At 59.3% G+C, this 18,231-nt stretch carries 20 protein-coding genes; 15 read left to right on the plus strand and 5 right to left on the minus strand.

Going from position 1 to position 18,231, the window contains the following annotated elements:
- Positions 1-59: 59 nt before the first annotated feature.
- Both ahpC and AACW87_RS08445 read right to left on the minus strand, forming a co-directional pair.
- The gene (gene ahpC / locus AACW87_RS08440) at positions 60-626 is read right to left on the minus strand and encodes an alkyl hydroperoxide reductase subunit C (RefSeq protein ID WP_017411392.1); all 567 of its coding nucleotides are present in this window, start codon (positions 624-626) and stop codon (positions 60-62) included.
- Positions 627-1,288: 662 nt separating this feature from the next.
- Positions 1,289-1,735 (minus strand): CBS domain-containing protein, encoded by a 447-nt coding sequence (locus tag AACW87_RS08445; RefSeq protein ID WP_043136795.1) that lies wholly within the window; start codon positions 1,733-1,735, stop codon positions 1,289-1,291.
- Positions 1,736-1,946: 211 nt separating this feature from the next.
- Here AACW87_RS08445 and queA point away from each other — a divergent pair, with 211 nt between their 5' ends.
- The 7 genes from queA to nlpI all read left to right on the plus strand — a co-directional run bounded on the left by queA (position 1,947) and on the right by nlpI (position 8,942).
- Positions 1,947-3,014: a tRNA preQ1(34) S-adenosylmethionine ribosyltransferase-isomerase QueA gene (gene queA / locus AACW87_RS08450; RefSeq protein ID WP_241324724.1), complete on the plus strand. Its 1,068-nt coding sequence runs from the start codon at positions 1,947-1,949 to the stop codon at positions 3,012-3,014.
- Positions 3,015-3,084: 70 nt separating this feature from the next.
- The gene (gene tgt / locus AACW87_RS08455; protein WP_241324725.1) at positions 3,085-4,221 is read left to right on the plus strand and encodes a tRNA guanosine(34) transglycosylase Tgt; all 1,137 of its coding nucleotides are present in this window, start codon (positions 3,085-3,087) and stop codon (positions 4,219-4,221) included.
- A 50-nt stretch (positions 4,222-4,271) separates the two neighbouring features.
- The gene (yajC, locus tag AACW87_RS08460) at positions 4,272-4,607 is read left to right on the plus strand and encodes a preprotein translocase subunit YajC (RefSeq protein ID WP_098984364.1); all 336 of its coding nucleotides are present in this window, start codon (positions 4,272-4,274) and stop codon (positions 4,605-4,607) included.
- Positions 4,608-4,625: 18 nt separating this feature from the next.
- Complete coding sequence (gene secD / locus AACW87_RS08465; protein WP_043555278.1) at positions 4,626-6,479, plus strand: protein translocase subunit SecD; 1,854 nt, start codon at positions 4,626-4,628, stop codon at positions 6,477-6,479.
- 9 nt (positions 6,480-6,488) lie between these two features.
- Positions 6,489-7,436, plus strand: a complete 948-nt coding sequence (secF, locus tag AACW87_RS08470) for a protein translocase subunit SecF (protein ID WP_043136784.1) — start codon at positions 6,489-6,491, stop codon at positions 7,434-7,436.
- Between the two features lie 99 nt (positions 7,437-7,535).
- Positions 7,536-7,904: a rhodanese-like domain-containing protein gene (locus AACW87_RS08475; RefSeq protein ID WP_241324726.1), complete on the plus strand. Its 369-nt coding sequence runs from the start codon at positions 7,536-7,538 to the stop codon at positions 7,902-7,904.
- 90 nt (positions 7,905-7,994) lie between these two features.
- Positions 7,995-8,942 (plus strand): lipoprotein NlpI, encoded by a 948-nt coding sequence (nlpI, locus tag AACW87_RS08480; protein WP_339385732.1) that lies wholly within the window; start codon positions 7,995-7,997, stop codon positions 8,940-8,942.
- Between the two features lie 254 nt (positions 8,943-9,196).
- Here nlpI and AACW87_RS08485 read toward each other — a convergent pair whose 3' ends face one another.
- Together AACW87_RS08485 and ubiU are read right to left on the minus strand one after the other, a co-directional pair.
- Positions 9,197-10,069, minus strand: coding sequence for a U32 family peptidase (locus AACW87_RS08485; protein ID WP_241324727.1), 873 nt, complete (start codon positions 10,067-10,069; stop codon positions 9,197-9,199).
- A 14-nt stretch (positions 10,070-10,083) separates the two neighbouring features.
- A complete protein-coding gene (ubiU, locus tag AACW87_RS08490) occupies positions 10,084-11,079 on the minus strand; it encodes a ubiquinone anaerobic biosynthesis protein UbiU (RefSeq protein ID WP_241278179.1) in 996 nt (331 codons plus the stop codon).
- Positions 11,080-11,269: 190 nt separating this feature from the next.
- Here ubiU and ubiT point away from each other — a divergent pair, with 190 nt between their 5' ends.
- Positions 11,270-11,809 (plus strand): ubiquinone anaerobic biosynthesis accessory factor UbiT, encoded by a 540-nt coding sequence (gene ubiT / locus AACW87_RS08495; protein ID WP_043137002.1) that lies wholly within the window; start codon positions 11,270-11,272, stop codon positions 11,807-11,809.
- Here ubiT and AACW87_RS08500 read toward each other — a convergent pair.
- Positions 11,756-12,172: a hypothetical protein gene (locus AACW87_RS08500; protein WP_043136773.1), complete on the minus strand. Its 417-nt coding sequence runs from the start codon at positions 12,170-12,172 to the stop codon at positions 11,756-11,758. The two genes, ubiT and AACW87_RS08500, sit on opposite strands and share 54 nt — an antisense overlap.
- Positions 12,173-12,352: 180 nt before the next feature.
- Here AACW87_RS08500 and trmJ point away from each other — a divergent pair, with 180 nt between their 5' ends.
- The 7 genes from trmJ (at position 12,353) to hscA (ending at position 18,230) form a co-directional block, all read left to right on the plus strand.
- Complete coding sequence (gene trmJ / locus AACW87_RS08505) at positions 12,353-13,075, plus strand: tRNA (cytosine(32)/uridine(32)-2'-O)-methyltransferase TrmJ (RefSeq protein ID WP_043136770.1); 723 nt, start codon at positions 12,353-12,355, stop codon at positions 13,073-13,075.
- 93 nt (positions 13,076-13,168) lie between these two features.
- Positions 13,169-13,672 (plus strand): Fe-S cluster assembly transcriptional regulator IscR, encoded by a 504-nt coding sequence (iscR, locus tag AACW87_RS08510; protein WP_042865866.1) that lies wholly within the window; start codon positions 13,169-13,171, stop codon positions 13,670-13,672.
- A 57-nt stretch (positions 13,673-13,729) separates the two neighbouring features.
- Complete coding sequence (locus tag AACW87_RS08515) at positions 13,730-14,944, plus strand: IscS subfamily cysteine desulfurase (RefSeq protein WP_043136767.1); 1,215 nt, start codon at positions 13,730-13,732, stop codon at positions 14,942-14,944.
- 41 nt (positions 14,945-14,985) lie between these two features.
- A complete protein-coding gene (gene iscU, locus AACW87_RS08520; RefSeq protein WP_005310405.1) occupies positions 14,986-15,369 on the plus strand; it encodes a Fe-S cluster assembly scaffold IscU in 384 nt (127 codons plus the stop codon).
- A 15-nt stretch (positions 15,370-15,384) separates the two neighbouring features.
- Positions 15,385-15,708, plus strand: a complete 324-nt coding sequence (gene iscA / locus AACW87_RS08525) for an iron-sulfur cluster assembly protein IscA (RefSeq protein WP_042865868.1) — start codon at positions 15,385-15,387, stop codon at positions 15,706-15,708.
- A gap of 112 nt (positions 15,709-15,820) precedes the next feature.
- Entirely contained in the window at positions 15,821-16,339 is a 519-nt protein-coding gene (hscB, locus tag AACW87_RS08530) for a co-chaperone HscB (protein WP_043136762.1), read from the plus strand.
- A 28-nt stretch (positions 16,340-16,367) separates the two neighbouring features.
- The gene (gene hscA, locus AACW87_RS08535) at positions 16,368-18,230 is read left to right on the plus strand and encodes a Fe-S protein assembly chaperone HscA (protein WP_241278177.1); all 1,863 of its coding nucleotides are present in this window, start codon (positions 16,368-16,370) and stop codon (positions 18,228-18,230) included.
- Position 18,231: the final 1 nt, after the last annotated feature.

The following is an 18,231-nucleotide window of genomic DNA, read 5'->3' on the forward strand; positions in this document are numbered from 1 at the left end:
GTTTTGTCAGGCCAGAAAGCAGACCGGCCCTTGAATGGGCCGGTCTTGGAAGCGGAGGCTTAGATTTTGCCTACCAGATCCAGGGACGGGGCCAGGGTGGCGTCGCCTTCTTTCCACTTGGCTGGGCACACTTCACCCGGGTGGGAAGCAACGTACTGGGCCGCTTTGACTTTGCGCAGCAGTTCCAGGGCGTCACGGCCGATGCCGCCAGCGTTGATTTCAACGATCTGGATGATGCCCTGCGGGTCGATGACGAAGGTGCCGCGGTCAGCCAGACCGGCTTCTTCGATCATGACGCCGAAGTTGCGGGTGATGGCGCCAGTCGGGTCACCAATCATCGGATACTGGATCTTCTGGATGGTGTCGGAGGTGTCGTGCCACGCCTTGTGGGTGAAGTGGGTGTCGGTGGAGACGGAGTAGATCTCGACGCCCAGCTTCTTGAATTCGGCGTAGTTGTCAGCCAGGTCACCCAGCTCGGTCGGGCAAACGAAGGTGAAGTCAGCCGGGTAGAAGAACACCACGGACCACTTGCCTTTCAGGTCTGCGTCAGACACCTGAACGAATTTGCCATTGTGGTAGGCGGTGGCGTTGAACGGCTTGATTTCAGTGTTGATGTAGGTAGACATGTATTAGCTCCTTGGTGATGTACATATGCCTGTCTGGTGTTGAAGAGTCTGTCCGGACCAGGCGTTTAACGTTCGATGGATTCATCATAGTGGCTTCTCCTAATCGGTTAAAGCCGCAATTTTGAATCACTTCAATCTATCTATTAGATAACCTACCGCTGCTGTACCTAACATGAATATTTCTGACATGCAGAGGTAACCCCTTGTCGAGATTCAACATCTGTGCGGCTCTTGGTTTTTTCAAGGGGCGAATGGGCAGCTTTCTCGGGGGTGACGGGGCGTGGCAGTGACGTACTGGGCGAAACACGCAAAAAGAGGGGGGCCCGGGGCAGGGCAGGAGGGTGCAGATAAAAAAAATCCCGGCGCTGTCGTAAGGACAAGGCCGGGTCATCAAACAAGGAATGGCTATATAAACAAAAGCTTTACAGCAAAGACTAACTACGGGGTGTGCAAACTTGCAGACATATGAGAGGAAGAGGCTGGGTGCACAATCCCTCGTCTCCCCCTCGGCAACTATTGCATGGGGGAAATAATAGTGTGATGCAGATCACAAAGCAAGGTTGTGATGTAAATTTTCAATCAAAATGAAAGTCTTTCAGCATTATTGCCGATTTCATGTGCTGAAAACGCTTTTATTGTAATTTTATTACAGGTTGTAAAGATCAGAAATCGCCGGGCGGCTCCTGTTCTTCCATCAGTTCGAGCAGGTTGATGGCAACCGCAATGAAATCCGACTCCGTGACTATGCCCACCAGCTTGCGTCCCTTGAGCACCGGCAGGCAGCCATATCTGTGGCGCTGCAGGTAGAGCGCCGCCTCCTTGATGCCGGCGTGGGGATCCACGCTTGCCACCTGGCGGGTCATGATCTCGTCGAGCTGGACGCTGTCGGTGAATTCCGCTTCCCGCTCAGGGTTGATGAGCAGCAGCTTGGACTCGCGGGTGGCCAGGATGTCGGTGAGGGTGACCAGACCCAGCAGGTGATGGTGCTCGTCGACGATGGGGATGTGGCGGATCCGCTCCTGCTGCATCAGGTCCATCGCCTGTTTGACGCTGTTTTCCGGACCCAGTGTGAAGGGATGTTCTGTCATGATCTCGGATAAGGTCATCATGGTGGGCCTCCTTGTGTATCTGCTTTCACCCTAGCCCAGCCCCCACAGGCAAAACATGATCAGGGTCAATACAAAACCTTAAAGGTTTTTTAACTGGCCCTGCTTCACATAATTGCTCGCTATCCCTTGTCTCTCTTGGGTTTTTGGTCTTTTGGGTTGCCTTGGAAGAGGGGGATAACTAGACTAGCCGCCGATTCCCCCGAGGTGAAAGATGCAAGTATCCGATTTTCATTTTGATCTGCCAGACGAGCTGATTGCCCGCTATCCGATGGCAGAGCGTACCGCCAGCCGCCTGTTGCAGCTCGATGGTCAAAGCGGCGCCCTGCGCCATGGTCAATTTGTGGACGTGCTGGACCAGCTCAACCCCGGCGATCTGCTGGTATTCAACAACACCCGTGTCATTCCGGCGCGCATGTTTGGCCAGAAGGCCAGCGGCGGCAAGCTGGAGGTGCTGGTGGAGCGCATCCTGGACGAACACAGCGTGCTGGCCCACGTGCGCTCTTCCAAATCGCCCAAGCCCGGCACCCGTCTCATTCTGGATGGTGGGCCCGACGGTGAGAAAGTCGAAGCCGAGATGCGGGCCCGCCACGATGCCCTGTTCGAGATCCATTTCCAGGACCCCCGCCCCGTGCTGGAGATTTTGGAAGCCATAGGCCACATGCCGCTGCCGCCCTATATCGACAGGCCCGATGAGGATGCCGACAAGGAGCGCTACCAGACCGTTTACAACCAGAAGCCGGGCGCCGTGGCGGCGCCGACCGCCGGCCTGCACTTCGATGAACCGCTGCTGGCAAAGATCCGTGCCAAGGGGGTTGAAACGGCCTTCGTCACCCTGCATGTAGGAGCGGGGACCTTCCAGCCGGTGCGGGTGGACAAGATTGAAGATCACCACATGCACTCGGAATATGCCGAAGTGCCGCAGGAGGTGGTGGAGGCCATAGCCGCAACGCGCGCCCGCGGTGGCCGGGTGATTGCGGTGGGCACCACCTCGGTACGCTCGCTCGAGAGCGCCGCCAAGGTGAGCCTGGCTCAGGGCAAGCCGCTGGCGCCGTTTTTCAGCGACACCGACATCTTCATCTTCCCCGGCTACCAGTTCCAGGTGGTCGATGCCATGGTGACCAACTTCCATCTGCCGGAGTCGACCCTGATCATGCTGGTCAGCGCCTTCGCCGGGTACGATCACGTGATGGCGGCCTATCAGGCGGCCGTGACCGAGCAGTACCGTTTCTTCAGCTACGGGGACGCCATGTTCGTCACCCGTCGCCGGGCGGTGGCATAAGCCTCGCCCTTTATACCGGGCCTTCGGGCTCTCTATTGTCAGACTGTTTCTCTGACGCAACGAGGTAGCAATGAAATTTGAACTGAAAACCACCGACGGCCGTGCCCGTCGCGGCCAGTTGGTATTCGAGCGCGGCACAGTGCAGACCCCAGCCTTTATGCCGGTCGGTACCTATGGCACCGTCAAGGGGATGACCCCGGAAGAGGTACGTGAGACAGGTGCCCAGATCCTGCTTGGCAACACCTTCCACCTCTGGCTGCGGCCGGGGCAGGAAGTGATGCGCGCCCACGGCGATCTGCATGACTTCATGAACTGGCAGGGCCCGATCCTGACCGACTCGGGTGGTTTCCAGGTGTTCAGCCTGGGGCACATTCGCAAGATCACCGAGGCGGGCGTGCACTTCCGTCACCCCATCAACGGCGAGAAGATCTTCCTCGACCCCGAGAAATCCATGGAGATCCAGTACGATCTGGGCTCCGACATCGTGATGATCTTCGACGAGTGCACCCCGTATCCGGCCACGTACGAAGAGGCGCGCAAGTCCATGGAGATGTCCCTGCGCTGGGGCAAGCGCTCGCGCGACAAGTTTGATGCCCTGGGCAACAAGAATGCCCTGTTCGGCATCATTCAGGGCTCCGTGTATGAAGAGCTGCGGGATGTCTCCCTCAACGGTCTGCTGGAGATCGGCTTCGACGGTTATGCGGTCGGCGGTCTGGCGGTGGGTGAGCCCAAGGAAGACATGCACAGGATCCTCGAGCACGTCTGCCCGAAAATTCCGGCCGACAAGCCGCGTTACCTGATGGGCGTGGGCAAGCCGGAAGACTTGGTGGAAGGGGTGCGCCGCGGGGTCGACATGTTCGACTGCGTGATGCCGACCCGCAATGCCCGCAACGGCCATCTGTTCACCACAGATGGTGTGGTCAAGATCCGCAACGCCAAGTATCGCGAGGACACCAGTACCCTGGATGCGGACTGCGATTGCTACACCTGCAAGAACTACACCCGCAGCTATTTGTACCATCTGGACAAGTGCAACGAGATCCTCGGTGCCCGTCTGAACACCATTCACAACCTGCGTTATTACCAGCGTGTGATGCAGGGTTTGCGGGACGCGATCGAGCAGGGTAAATTAGACGACTTTGTAGCTGAGTTTTACCGTCGGCAAGGGAAGCCTGTGCCTCCGTTAGCTGAAAATGACGTGAAATAACAACGATATATAAGACAGTTCTCAAATCTACATCAATAAGAGGTTGTTAAATGAGCATTATCTCCAAGGCGTATGCAGAAGGCGCAGTTCCGGGTGCACAGGGTGGTGGTATGGAAATGATCATCATGCTGGCCGTGTTCGGCCTTATTTTCTACTTCATGATCTATCGTCCCCAGGCCAAGCGCGCCAAGACTCATCGTGATCTGATGAGCTCCCTCTCCAAGGGTGATGAAGTGCTCACTTCCGGTGGCCTGGTCGGCAAGATTGCCAAGGTGTCCGCTGATAGCGAATACATTGTGCTGGCCCTGAATGATCAGACTCAAGTCACCATCAAACGTGATTTCGTCTCTGCCGTTCTGCCCAAGGGTTCTATTCAGTCCCTTTAATCTCCCGAGGAGCACAGCGTGTTAAATCGCTATCCGCTGTGGAAATACCTGATGGTGGTCTTCGTGATCGCCATCGGTTTTCTATATGCAGCCCCCAATCTTTACGGCGAAGACCCGGCCTTGCAGATCTCTGCCAGCCGGGGTGCCGAAGTCAAGCTAGAGACGCTTGATCTGGTGAAAGAGACGCTGGATGCGGCTCAGATCCCGGTCAAGCATGCTGCGTTCGAGCACGGTTTCATTCTGATCCGTTTCAAGAACACCGAAGAACAGCTCAAGGCGCGCGACGTCGTCGCCAACAAGCTGGGCGACAACTTCATTACCGCTCTCAACCTGGCACCCTCCACGCCTGCCTGGCTCGAAGCCATCGGTGCCAACCCGCTCAAGCTGGGTCTTGACCTGCGCGGCGGTGTGCACTTCCTGATGGAAGTGGACATGGCCGAGGCGCTGACCAAGCAGCAAGAGCAGATGGTGCAGGATTTCCGCGCCGAGCTGCGTACCCAGAAGATCCGTTATTCCGGCGTGCGTCGGGCCGGTGATCAGGTACAGGTGCTGTTCCGCGATGAAGCGGATCAGGCCAAGGCGGTCTCTCACCTGCGTCGTCAGAACCCTGATCTGACCTTCACCACAGAACAGAAGGGGGATGAGTTCATCCTGCTGGCGGGTCTGAGTGAAGCCAAGATCAAGGAAGTGAAGAAATACGCCCTCGAGCAGAACATCACCATCATCCGCAACCGGGTGAACGAGCTGGGTGTGGCCGAGCCGCTGGTACAACAGCAGGGTGCCGAGCGCATCGTGGTGGAGCTGCCCGGTATTCAGGACACGGCCCGTGCCAAGGAGATCCTGGGCGCGACCGCGACCCTGGAATTCCACATGGTCGATGAGACTGCCGACATCCAGGCTGCCGCCGATGGCCGGGTGCCACCGAGCTCCAAGGTGTACAACGATCGCAACGGTCGCCCGGTGGTGCTGCAAAAGCGCATCATACTGACCGGTGACCACATAGTGGGTGCCCAGTCCGGTTTCGACGAATACAGCCGTCCCCAGGTCAACATCAAGCTCGATGGCCAGGGTGGCAACAAGATGGCCAACTTTACCAAGGACAACGTTGGTAAGGGCATGGCCACCGTCTTCATCGAATACAAGCCGGTCGGTCAGCCGGGTCCGGATGGCAAGCGCAAGTTCCGCAAGCAGGAGGAGGTGATCAACGTCGCCACCATCCAGTCGCGTCTTGGCAGCCAGTTCCGCATCACGGGTATCGACAACGCCAACGAAGCCCACAACCTGGCGCTGCTGTTGCGTGCCGGTGCCCTGATAGCCCCGATCCAGATCGTCGAAGAACGCACCATAGGCCCGAGCCTGGGTCAGCAGAACATCGACAGCGGTATGGAAGCCATCGGCTGGGCCATGCTGGTGATCGTGCTGTTCATGGGGATCTATTACCGTGCATTCGGCTGGGTGGCCAACCTGGCGCTCACCATGAACCTGGTGCTGATCGTCGGCATCATGTCTATGATCCCCGGGGCCACCATGACACTGCCGGGCATCGCCGGTATCGTCCTGACCTTAGGGATGGCGGTGGATGCCAACGTGCTGATCTACGAGCGTATTCGTGAAGAGATCCGCAACGGTCGCGGGGTGCAGCAAGCCATCCATCTGGGCTTCGACCGCGCCTTCTCGACCATCGCCGACTCCAACGTCACCTCGCTCATCACCTGCGTGATCCTGTTCGGTATCGGCACCGGCGCCATCAAGGGCTTCGCCCTGACGCTGGGCATTGGTCTGAGTGCCTCCATGTTTACGGCCATTACTGTATCCCGCGCCATCATCAACCTGGCCTGGGGTGGACGGCGCATCGACAAGCTGCCGATCTAAGGAAGAGACATGTTTCAGATTCTACATTTTGAAAAGCCCATTCCCTTCATGCGCTTCGCCAAGTCGGGAATGGTGTTCTCTGCCCTGCTGACGATACTCGCCCTGTTCTGCCTGTTCGATCGGGGTCTGAACTGGGGTCTGGACTTCACCGGTGGTACCACCATAGAGGTGGGATTCCAGCAATCGGTGAGCCTGGACAAGATGCACGAGGCGCTGGATCAGCAGAAGATTGAAGGGGCGACCCTGCAATTCTTCGGCTCCAGCCGTGACGTGCTGGTGCGCATGACCCCGAAAGAGGGGGTCAAGGTGGAGCAGCAGGGTAATGAAGTGCTGGCTGCAGCCAAGTTGATCGATCAGAGCGCCGTGCTCAAGCGCGTCGAATTCGTCGGCCCCTCGGTGGGTGACGAGCTGGCGACCGACGGTGCCCTGGCCATGCTGGCCTCCATCATCTGTATCCTGATCTACGTGGCGGTGCGCTTCGAATGGCGTCTGGCCATGGGGGGCATACTTTCCCTGGCGCACGATGTCATCATCACCCTCGGCATCTTCGCCTACTTCCAGTACGAGTTTGACTTGACCGTGCTGGCGGCCTTGATGACGCTGGTGGGTTACTCCCTGAACGATACCATAGTGGTGTTCGACCGGCTGCGGGAGAACTTTCGCAAGGTGCGCAAGGGAAATACCAGCGAAATCATGGATCTTTCCATGACCGAGACCCTGAGCCGGACCATCATCACCTCGGGGTTGACCTTCGTGGTGGTGGTGGCGCTGCTGCTGAAGGGCGGTCCGCTGATCCACGGTTTTGCCATCGCCATGGTGATCGGGGTGGCCTTCGGGACTTACTCCTCCATCTATGTGGCGAGTGCCTCAGCCATGTTCTTCGGGGTCAAGCGGGAGCACATGCTGCCGACCCAGGTGGAAAAAGAGGGCGCGGATCAGCAAGAGATCCTGCCGTAAACGACAAGGGCGCCGCGAGGCGCCCTTTCTCTTATGGCCCGGGTGAGTCATTATGCTCCCCGTTACCCATCTCCTATCATCCAAGGCAAGGAGCAAGCCATGCAACACAATCCCCGTTTTCTGGCTCTGGTAGAGGCCGTTCGCCCCCAGGTGCAAGAGACAGATGTGCATCAGATCAAACGCTGGCAGGATGAGGGGCGCGCCTTTCATCTGATCGACGTGCGCGAAGAGAGCGAGTGGGCAAGGGGTCATCTGCCGGGGGCGAGCTATCTCGGCCGTGGCGTGATCGAGCGCGACATAGAGACTCGCTATCCGGATCCGGCCACCGAGCTCTACCTCTATTGTGGTGGGGGATTTCGCTCCATCCTGGTGGCGGATAACCTGCAGAAGATGGGTTATAGCCAGGTTGTCAGCGTAGATGGTGGCTTTCGGGGCTGGTGTGATGCCGGATACCCTGTCGAATCCTGATTTATTTGAGGGAGAGAGGATCAGCCACATGACAAAGTGTCGGTTGACCTTTACCATATGCGGGGTCAAGCGTAAGCGTCGGAGTGTTCATTGAACGTCAGGAAAGGGATTGGATACCTCCTTGGTATCCTGTTGCTGCTCCCCATGTGGGGTTGCAGCAGTAGCAGTCAGGTTGAAGCGCCTCAAGTTCCCAAGCCGCAACCCGCTTCACTGGTATTGGCGACCCCCCTGCAGGTCTCTTACCAGAGCGAGTTGGCGTTGGCGCGACTCGGGCAGATGCTCGGTGAGATGGAATTGACCACAGAGCAGCGGGCTGAACTGTTTTATGAGCGTGCCGTGGTGTTTGACCGGGTCGGCTTGCGCTCCCTGGCGAGGCTGGATTTCAACCGGGCCTTGCGGGAGAAACCGGATTTTGCCGAGGCCTACAACTTCATCGGCGTCTATCTGGTGCAGCAGCAGAATTATGACGAAGCCTACGAGGCATTTGATTCCGCCCTCGAGCTGGCTCCCGATTATGACTATGCCTATCTCAACCGTGGCATAGCGCTCTATTACGGCAATCGTCCCGAGCTGGCCGCAGCCGATATGAAACGCTTCTATGAAGCGCAGCCGGAAGATCCCTATCGGGTGATCTGGCTCTACCTGGCTGAGCAGAAGCTCAATGCGCCGGCCGCCATGGGCCGGATGCGCGAGCGTCTCAACAAATATGACGATGACGCCTGGAACTGGGATCTGGTTCGCCTCTACACAGGCGAGCTCAATGCGACCCAGTTGATGGGCAACGTGGTGAAAGGGGTGAAGGACAACCGGGAGCTTGCCGAGCGCCTGTGTGAAACCTACTTCTACCTCGGCAAGTTTGAACTGGCCAAGGGCAACCGCAAGGAAGCCATCAGCTACTTCAAGCTGGCACTCGCCAACAACGTGTACGACTTCATCGAGCACAGATATGCCCTGCTCGAGCTGGAGCTGATGGCGCGCAAACCCTTGCCGCCGGGTGCCCAGAGCGCACAGGGCAAGAGCAGCAAGCAGGCCTCCTGATTGCAGGCTCTCGCGATGTAAAAAAGGCCTCACAATGAGGCCTTTTTGCTGTCTGCGCTCTGGCATGGGAGTGGTGTTATTCCACCAGGCTCATGCCGGGGATATCTGGCAACAGCCGCCGTAGCTGCCGCGACCAGGCCCGATTGTTGTCTGCATTGCCGCGTTATTCCACCAGGCTTATGCCGGGGATATTTGGTAATAGTAACCGGGGCAACCGCGCCCAGGCCTGTCTGCGCTCTGGCATGGGTGTGGTGTTACTCCACTAGGCTCATGCCGGGGATCTGGCGCCAGTAACCGTTGCAGTCCCGCTCCTGCTGCAGGGGGAGAGGAGCCTGACCCTGCACATTGGCCTTGAAGCTGGCCAGCATATCCAGTGCCTCCATCCCTTCGGGAGAGAGGCGCACCACGTCCACCAGACCCTCCATCGTTTTGAGCTCGTTGCCCAGGTTGTAGCAGTAGCCGGACTGGGTCTGGATACCGTTGAGGTTGAACACCTTCTGCCCCTCGCGGCTGCTGGCCAGCCGGCCTGTGGGGTAGTGGATGCAGGCGAGTTCGCAGTTGTCCTTGGGCTTGTCGAGGGAGCGGGCGGTGAAGCAGCGCGCCGAGTAGGCGAGCGGCAGGTGACCGTAGGCAAACACCTCCACCTCGAACTGCTGGCGAGCGCTGCCCAGATCCTGATTGAGCAGCACCAGCCAGTCGCGCGACAGCTCCACCGGCATCACCCAGCGTGTCATCCCCTGCTTGAGCAGCATGCGCAGCACATCGGCGTTGTAGGCGTTGATGGCCGGGCCGCAGACAAACGGGAGCCCCGCCTCCCTGGCAAGTTGCACCGTGCCGAGATCGTTGGCTTCGACCATGAGATCGCCATTGTCGACCAGCCGCTTCACCTCCTTGAGCTCCGAGGGGGCCGAGATCAGCGCCAGGGTGGAGAGCACCACCTGCTTGCCCGAGGTCGCCACCTGGCGGGCGAGGGTAATCCAGTCATCTACTTTCAGTTCGCGGCGCTTGCTGCAGACGGTTTCCCCCAGATAGATGATGTCCGCCTGGCTCTGCGCTGCGGCGTCGTAGAAGGCCTGGGTGTCGGCCTTGGGCCAGTAGAAGAGCAGAGGCCCGAGAGAGAATTGCATGTGGTTGAGCTCCTTTATTGCCACTGACGATGATAGGCACCCAGGGTAGTCTGACTCCCCTCGGAGACGCGGGCGAGCTGGGCATCCCACTCGGCCTTGACGCTATAGCCTTCGGGATTGGCCTGGTAGGCATCGATGGCCGCGCGCCAGACCCGGGTGACCTGCTCCACGTAGGCGGGACTGCGCTGGCGCCCCTCGATCTTGACCGACTGGATCCCGGTCTGGAACAGCTCGGGCAAGAGGCCGAGCGTGTTGAGGCTGGTCGGCTCCTCCAGGGCGTGGTAGGTCTGGCCATCCACCTCGAAGCGGCCCTTGCACAGGGTTGGGTAACCGGCGTTTTCACCCGGGCCGTAGCGGTCTATCAGCACTTCGTTGAGGCGGGACTCGAGGCCAGTCGGCGTCTCCTCCCAGCGCACAAACTTGGCTGGTGAGCAGGCACCCACGGTATTGGGACTCTCGCCTGTCATGTAGGAGGAGAGATAGCAGCGCCCCTCGGCCATGATGCAGAGGCTGCCAAAGGCGAACACCTCGAGACCGACATCGGTCTCGCGGGCCAGCTGTCTGACCTGATGCATGGAGAGCACCCGTGGCAACACCACCCGGCCGACGTTGAAATGCTGCTGATAGAAGCGGATGGCGGCGGCATTGGTGGCGCTGGCCTGCACCGAGACGTGCAGCTCCATGTCCGGATGATGGCGACTGGCGTAATCGAGCACGGCGAGATCGGCGATGATCAGGGCGTCGGCACCGAGCGCCACACCCCTGTCCACAGCCTGCTTCCATCTGGCATCCGAGCCCGGGTGGGCGAAGGTATTGATGGCGATGTGCAGCTTGCGGCCATGCTGGTGCACGTAGTCCACCGCCTTTTCCAGCTTGCTGTCGGTGAAGTTGAGACCGGCAAAGTGGCGGGCATTGGTGTCATCCTTGAAACCGATGTAAACCGCATCGGCCCCGTTATCCACGGCTGTTTTCAGTGCCGGCAAACTGCCTGCCGGACAGAGTAATTCCATCGGGTACGCTCCGAGAGGGCAAAAAATGCAAAAGTGGCCCGATTGTATTCATCGATGCCTTCCCACTTTTTGACCTGAGGCAGCTTTGTGTGGCTTTACCCTTCTTGAGGTAAGTCGGCACAAGTTTGATTTCCAACAGGATCCAGAGCGTGGCCCTGTGTTTGAATGCGCAAAAAACTGGGAGTTTATCGTGTTTCAACAACTGCAATGTCGCCTGGTCGAACAGGCTCCCCGCTTTCTGCGCCGCCCCCTCAAGCTGGTGCCGTTTGCGCTGCAGCAGAACCTGATGGAGCGCCTGCTGGCGCGGGTGTTCAAGGAAGCCATCCAGGATGGTGACTTCGAATTTTTGGCCGGCAAATGGCTCAAGGTCGAGGTATCGGATCTCGAGCTGTGCTGGTTCATCAGCGAACAGGATGGAAAACTGGTGGTGGCCCGCGATTGTGAGCGGGCGGATGTCTGCTTCAGTGGCACCACCAACGACCTCATACTGATCGCCGGTCGTAAGGAAGATCCCGATTCCCTCTTCTTTCAGCGCAAGCTGAAGATTGAAGGGGATACCGAGCTGGGACTGGAGGTGAAGAACCTGATGGACAGCCTGGATCTGGCTGGCTTGCCGAGCCTGATGCGCTACCCGCTGATGGATCTTGCCACCTTCATCGAACGGGCACGGACCGCGTCAGCGCAGGAGCCGCACTCTGCGCCGACGGGCGGGGTCCCGTCTCAGGTGTGATGCCAGGCCACCGGCATGGTGGCGGTAGTGACTGCGCGCCCACAGGCAGCGGCAGGCCCAGACGCAAGGGAGCAAGGCCAGCAGGGCAGTGGCGTTGGGGAGGCGGGAGAGCAACAGGCCCAGCGCCAGCCAGACGAAGGGCTGCGCCTCGTACAGCCACTCCGGCTGAAACCAGCGTTTGGTCGGAAAGATGACCAGATCGGTGCGCCGATAGCTGGAGCGCATCATCCAGATGACGGCGCCTGCGACAAACAACAGGCTGCCCGCCAGCCAGAGCAAGGGGGTCTGGGTAAGCGTGAGCGTGCCGACCGCGGTCAGCAGATAGCAGACTGGTAACCTCTCATAAAGCCAGCGTGGGCACATGTTGCCTCCGCTCCTAGATCCACTCATCCTCCAAGTTTAGCCTGCGGTCAGCCTCCGCTCATGATGCTTTGTTCTACACAATGATGGTTTTGTTGTGAAATGGCGCGCCTTTTACGGTGCCAAAATAGCGATTGGCTATGTTACAATTGCGCGCCATTTTTGACTGAAGATTGACTGGGCATGTTGGATCAGATTCGTATCGTGTTGGTAAACACTTCTCACACCGGCAACATGGGCTCTGCGGCGCGCGCCATGAAGACCATGGGACTGACTCAACTGGTGTTGGTTGATCCGCAGACCCTGCCAGATGACAACGCCATGGCCCTGGCGGCAGGGGCCAGCGATGTCCTGGCCAATGCCCGTATCGTCTCGACGCTGGATGAAGCCATTGCCGATTGTGGTCTGGTCATAGGCACCAGCGCCCGTTCCCGGACCCTGAGCTGGCCCATGCTGGATCCTCGCGAAGCGGGGGAGAAGGCGGTGGTGGAGGGCGTGAAGCATCCGGTGGCTCTGGTGTTTGGTCGTGAACGCACCGGCCTCACCAACGACGAGCTGCAGAAGTGCCACTACCACGTGGCCATTGCGGCCAACCCCGAATACAGCTCCCTCAATCTGGCCATGGCGGTGCAGACCATCTGTTACGAAGTGCGGATGCACTGGTTGCAGGATCAGGCTCCCGAGGTGGAGAGCGAGGCGGATTATCCCAGTGCCGATCAGCTGGAAGGTTTCTATCAGCACTTGGAGCAGACCCTGCTCAAGACGGGTTTCATCGCCGATGATCATCCGGGGCAGGTGATGAGCAAGCTACGTCGCCTGTTCAATCGAGCCCGTCCTGAAACGGTGGAACTCAACATTCTGCGCGGCATTTTGACCTCGGTACAGAAGCCAAAACCGCAGGATTAAACCTGACTGGTTTACTCAACCATATACTTGACTGTTTTAGTCGGGTATGTGACCATATGCCCATATTGATTGGTTCGCAAGACGGTAAGGCATATGAGACTGACCTCAAAAGGACGTTACGCTGTGACTGCCATGCTCGACGTGGCGTTGCATGCAGAGCAGGGGCCCGTGCCCCTGGCTGATATTTCAGAACGCCAGGGCATCTCCTTGTCCTATCTGGAGCAACTGTTTGCTCGCCTGCGCAAGCATGGTCTGGTGAGCAGCGTACGTGGCCCGGGTGGCGGTTATCGCCTCGGTCTGGCCCCTGACGCCATCTCGGTCGGTCAGGTGATCACCGCGGTCGACGAATCGGTGGATGCCACCAAGTGCCTCGGCAAAGGCGGCTGCCACGGCGGCACCCAGTGCCTCACTCACTCCCTGTGGCGTGATCTCAGCGAGCGCATTTCCAGTTTCCTGGGAGATATCACCCTGGCAGAGCTGGTGGGTCAGGCGGATGTGCGCCGGATCGCCGGCAAGCAAGACGAACAAATGAAAACCGTGTTGTCCCTGGTTGATCGGGCAGAACGCGGCGATGTGAGCTTGAAAGTCCAACTATAAACAAACGTGCTTTCCACAGTCGGTCGATGTGTGACCCTGGCTGTAACGGAGAAAAACATGAAACTGCCTATTTACCTTGATTATTCGGCAACCTGTCCGGTGGACCCGCGTGTCGCAGAAAAAATGATGCAGTGTCTCACCATGGATGGCCTGTTCGGCAATCCAGCATCCCGTTCCCACCGCTTTGGCTGGCAAGCCGAAGAGGCGGTAGACCTGGCCCGTAATCAAGTGGCAGAGCTGATCGGTGCCGACCCGCGCGAGATCGTCTTCACCTCCGGCGCGACAGAATCCAACAACCTGGCCATCAAGGGCGTTGCCCATTTCTATGCTGGCAAGGGCAAACACATCATCACCTCCAAGACAGAGCACAAGGCAGTACTCGATACTTGCCGCCAGCTGGAGCGTGAAGGCTATGAGGTGACCTACCTCGAGCCGATGCCGAACGGCCTGTTCACTCTGGAGCAGATCGAAGGTGCCCTGCGTGATGACACCATTCTGGTCAGCATCATGCATGTGAACAACGAGATCGGCGTGGTGCAGAACATTGCCGCCATCGGCGATCTGTGCCGCTCCCGCAAGATCCTGCTGCACGTGGACGCTGTCCAGAGCGTGGGCAAGATCCCGGTGGATGTGGAAGCCCTGAAAGTGGATCTGCTCTCCATGTCCGCCCACAAGGTATACGGCCCCAAAGGCATAGGTGCCCTCTACGTGCGCCGCAAGCCCCGCGTTCGTCTGGAAGCCCAGATGCACGGTGGCGGTCATGAGCGCGGCATGCGTTCCGGCACCCTGCCGACCCACCAGATCGTCGGCATGGGCGAAGCCTTCCGCATCGCCAGGGAAGAGATGGTGAGTGAAGGTCAACGCATCATGGCCCTGCGTCAGCGTCTGTGGGATGGCATCAAGGACATCGAAGCCGTTTACATCAACGGTGACCTTGAACAGCGTGTGCCGGGCAACCTGAACGTCAGCTTCGCCTATGTGGAAGGGGAATCCCTCATCATGGCGCTGAAGGATCTGGCGGTCTCTTCCGGCTCTGCCTGTACCTCGGCCAGCCTGGAGCCCTCCTATGTGCTGCGTGCACTGGGTCTGAACGACGAGCTGGCGCACAGCTCCATCCGTTTCAGTCTGGGTCGCTTCACCACAGAAGAAGAGATTGATTACGCAATCAAGCTTATCCGTGACTCCATCGGTCGTCTGCGCGAGATGTCTCCCCTGTGGGAGATGTACAAAGACGGCGTCGATCTGAACACGGTCGAATGGGCTCATCACTGATCCACAGGATCAGTGATCAACGGAATTAGCAGGAGTTAGATATGGCTTACAGTGAAAAAGTAATCGACCACTACGAGAATCCCCGCAACGTAGGTGGCTTTGACAAGAACGATCCCAACATTGCGACCGGCATGGTTGGCGCTCCGGCTTGTGGCGACGTGATGAAGCTGCAGTTGAAGATCAGCGACGACGGCATCATCGAAGATGCCAAGTTCAAGACCTATGGCTGTGGTTCCGCCATTGCCTCCAGCTCCCTGGTGACCGAGTGGGTCAAGGGCAAGACCCTGGACGAAGCCGCCGGCATCAAGAACACCGACATCGCCGAAGAGCTGGCCCTGCCGCCGGTGAAGATCCACTGCTCCATTCTGGCTGAGGACGCCATCAAGGCCGCCATCGCCGATTACAAGCAGAAGAAAGGTCTCTAAGGTCAGGAGCGCAGTATGGCCATTACCATGACAGATGCCGCAGCGGCACGGGTTTCCTCTTTTCTGACCAACCGGGGCAAGGGCATTGGCCTGCGCCTCGGCGTCAAGACCACCGGCTGTTCGGGTCTTGCCTATGTGCTCGAGTTTGTCGATGAGCTGGCGGATGAAGATCAGGTGTTTGAGCAAAACGGTGTCAAAGTCATCGTCGATGCCAAGAGCCTGATCCATCTGGATGGCACCGAGCTGGACTTCGTCAAGGAGGGGCTCAACGAGGGCTTCCAGTTCAACAACCCCAACGCCAAGGGCGAGTGTGGTTGTGGCGAAAGTTTCAGTGTCTAACCGATTTGACGCACGGCATGTCTTGCCGCTTGAACTGGCCGGAAACGGCCAGTTCAACATCGCCAGCGCCAAGGGCGAGTGTGGTGATGGCGAACGTGTCTAAGAGGCTTGCATGAATCATTTCGAGCTGTTTGGGCTGGTTGAAGGCTTCGAGCTCGATACCCGTCAGCTGGCGGACACCTACCGTCAGTTGCAAACCCAGTTCCACCCCGATCGTTTTGCCACGGCTCCCGAGCGGGAGCAGCTGGTTGCGGTGCAACGTGCCGCCCAGATCAACGATGCCTTCACGACCCTCAAGGCGCCCCTGCGCCGAGCCGAGTATCTGCTCTCCCTGCGCGGCACCGAACTTCGTGGCGAGCAGCAAACCCTGCAAGACACTACCTTCCTGATGCAGCAACTGGAGTGGCGCGAGCGGCTGGCCGACCTGAAAGGGGAGCCCGAGCCTGAGCGCGCCATCAAGGATTTTCGCCACGAAATCAGGCATGATCACCAGTTGTTGATGCAACGTCTGACGCAGGATCTCGCCGCTGGCGATGATGTGAGCGCGGCTGATTGCGTTCGCAAACTCAAGTTTGTCGACAAGCTCCTCGAAGAGCTGGAACGATTCGAAGACTCGCTGTTCGAGTCTTGATCCTTTAACGCTGGAATTTTGATTACCCATGGCATTACTGCAAATCGCCGAGCCCGGCCAGAGCGCCGCACCTCATCAGCATAAACGTGCCGTTGGCATCGATCTTGGCACCACCAACTCTCTCGTTGCTGCGGTTCGCAGCGGCCACGCCGATACTCTCTGCGACGAGCAGGGACGCGATCTGCTGCCGTCCGTGGTGCACTATCAGTTCGACAATGGTCAGGCTGATGCGATCCGGGTCGGCTTCGACGCCAAGCGCGAGGCGGCCCTCGATCCGCACAACACCATCGTCTCCGCCAAGCGGATGATGGGCAAGGCGCTGGCCGATATCGATACCCGCCAGCAGCCTTATGAGTTCGTGGCCGCCGACAACGGCATGCCCCAGTTGCAGACCCGTCAGGGGCTGGTCAACCCGGTGCAGGTCTCAGCCGAAATCTTGAAGAAACTGGCCGAGCGGGGCGCCGCCGCACTGGGCGGCGAGCTGGATGGCGTTGTCATTACCGTGCCCGCCTATTTCGATGACGCCCAGCGTCAGGGCACCAAGGACGCGGCCCGTCTGGCCGGTCTGCACGTGCTGCGCCTGCTCAACGAGCCGACCGCGGCCGCCATTGCCTACGGCCTAGACTCCGGTCAGGAAGGGGTGATAGCGGTTTATGACCTCGGTGGCGGTACCTTCGACATCTCCATCCTGCGGTTGCACCGCGGCGTGTTCGAGGTGATGGCCACCGGTGGCGACTCCGCCCTCGGCGGCGATGATTTCGATCACCTGCTGGCGGACTGGATCAAGGCGCAAGCTGGCCTTGAAGGCCAGCTCGACGCCCGTACCCAGCGCGAGCTGCTGGACGTGGCCGCCGCCGTCAAACACGGCCTGACCGATGCCGATCGGGTGCCCTGTGCCTTTGCCGGCTGGCAGGGAGAGGTGAGCCGCAGCCAGTTTGATGAGCTCATCATGCCGCTGGTCAAGCGCACCCTGCTGGCTTGCCGCCGCGCCCTGCGCGATGCGGGCCTGGAGCAGGTGGAAGTGCTGGAAGTGGTGATGGTCGGTGGTTCCACCCGTGTTCCGCTGGTGCGCGAGCTGGTGGGCGATTTCTTCCAGCGTCCGCCGCTGACCAGTATCGACCCGGACAAGGTGGTGGCCATCGGCGCCGCCATCCAGGCCGACATCCTGGTGGGCAACAAGCCAGATGCCGAGATGCTGCTGCTGGACGTGATCCCGCTCTCCCTGGGGCTCGAGACCATGGGTGGTCTGGCCGAGAAGGTGATCCCGCGCAACACCACCATACCGGTGGCCCGCGCCCAGGAGTTCACCACCTTCAAAGATGGCCAGACCGCGATGGCGATCCACGTGGTGCAGGGCGAACGCGAGCTGGTGGCCGATTGCCGCTCCCTGGCCCGTTTCACCCTGACCGGCATTCCGCCGATGGCGGCGGGCGCCGCCCACATTCGCGTCACCTTCCAGGTGGATGCGGATGGTCTGCTGTCGGTCAGCGCCATGGAGAAATCCTCCGGCGTGCAAGCCGAGATCCAGGTCAAGCCCTCCTACGGGCTGGGGGAGGAGGACATACTCACCATGCTGAGCGCCTCCATCGCCAATGCCCAGCAAGACATGGATGCCCGCATGCTGGCAGAGCAGCAGGTGGAGGCCGATCGTGTGGTCGAAAGCCTCAACGCCGCGCTGGCCGCCGACGGCGATGCGCTGCTGAGCGCCGCCGAGCGCGCCGCCATCGACGGTGCGATCACCCATCTGCTGGCCATGCGCGCCACAGGGACAACCAATCAAATCAAAGATGCCATCGAGGCGGCGGACGCCGCCAGTGGCGAATTTGCAGCCCGCCGGATGGATGCCTCCATCCGCAAGGTGCTGACCGGACAAAACGTCAACAAGGTGTAAT

The organism is Aeromonas sp. MR7 (genome assembly GCF_963899385.1).
GTDB classification, from domain to species: domain Bacteria; phylum Pseudomonadota; class Gammaproteobacteria; order Enterobacterales; family Aeromonadaceae; genus Aeromonas; species Aeromonas bestiarum.

Bases quoted from the DNA above. Each gene is read 5' to 3' on its own strand.
- ahpC (WP_017411392.1), bottom strand. From the start codon at position 626: ATGTCTACCTACATCAACACTGAAATCAAGCCGTTCAACGCCACCGCC.
- AACW87_RS08445 (WP_043136795.1), bottom strand. From the start codon at position 1,735: ATGATGACCTTATCCGAGATCATGACAGAACATCCCTTCACACTGGGT.
- queA (WP_241324724.1), top strand. From the start codon at position 1,947: ATGCAAGTATCCGATTTTCATTTTGATCTGCCAGACGAGCTGATTGCC.
- tgt (WP_241324725.1), top strand. From the start codon at position 3,085: ATGAAATTTGAACTGAAAACCACCGACGGCCGTGCCCGTCGCGGCCAG.
- yajC (WP_098984364.1), top strand. From the start codon at position 4,272: ATGAGCATTATCTCCAAGGCGTATGCAGAAGGCGCAGTTCCGGGTGCA.
- secF (WP_043136784.1), top strand. From the start codon at position 6,489: ATGTTTCAGATTCTACATTTTGAAAAGCCCATTCCCTTCATGCGCTTC.
- AACW87_RS08475 (WP_241324726.1), top strand. From the start codon at position 7,536: ATGCAACACAATCCCCGTTTTCTGGCTCTGGTAGAGGCCGTTCGCCCC.
- AACW87_RS08485 (WP_241324727.1), bottom strand. From the start codon at position 10,069: ATGCAATTCTCTCTCGGGCCTCTGCTCTTCTACTGGCCCAAGGCCGAC.
- ubiU (WP_241278179.1), bottom strand. From the start codon at position 11,079: ATGGAATTACTCTGTCCGGCAGGCAGTTTGCCGGCACTGAAAACAGCC.
- AACW87_RS08500 (WP_043136773.1), bottom strand. From the start codon at position 12,172: ATGTGCCCACGCTGGCTTTATGAGAGGTTACCAGTCTGCTATCTGCTG.
- trmJ (WP_043136770.1), top strand. From the start codon at position 12,353: ATGTTGGATCAGATTCGTATCGTGTTGGTAAACACTTCTCACACCGGC.
- iscR (WP_042865866.1), top strand. From the start codon at position 13,169: ATGAGACTGACCTCAAAAGGACGTTACGCTGTGACTGCCATGCTCGAC.
- AACW87_RS08515 (WP_043136767.1), top strand. From the start codon at position 13,730: ATGAAACTGCCTATTTACCTTGATTATTCGGCAACCTGTCCGGTGGAC.
- iscU (WP_005310405.1), top strand. From the start codon at position 14,986: ATGGCTTACAGTGAAAAAGTAATCGACCACTACGAGAATCCCCGCAAC.
- iscA (WP_042865868.1), top strand. From the start codon at position 15,385: ATGGCCATTACCATGACAGATGCCGCAGCGGCACGGGTTTCCTCTTTT.
- hscB (WP_043136762.1), top strand. From the start codon at position 15,821: ATGAATCATTTCGAGCTGTTTGGGCTGGTTGAAGGCTTCGAGCTCGAT.
- hscA (WP_241278177.1), top strand. From the start codon at position 16,368: ATGGCATTACTGCAAATCGCCGAGCCCGGCCAGAGCGCCGCACCTCAT.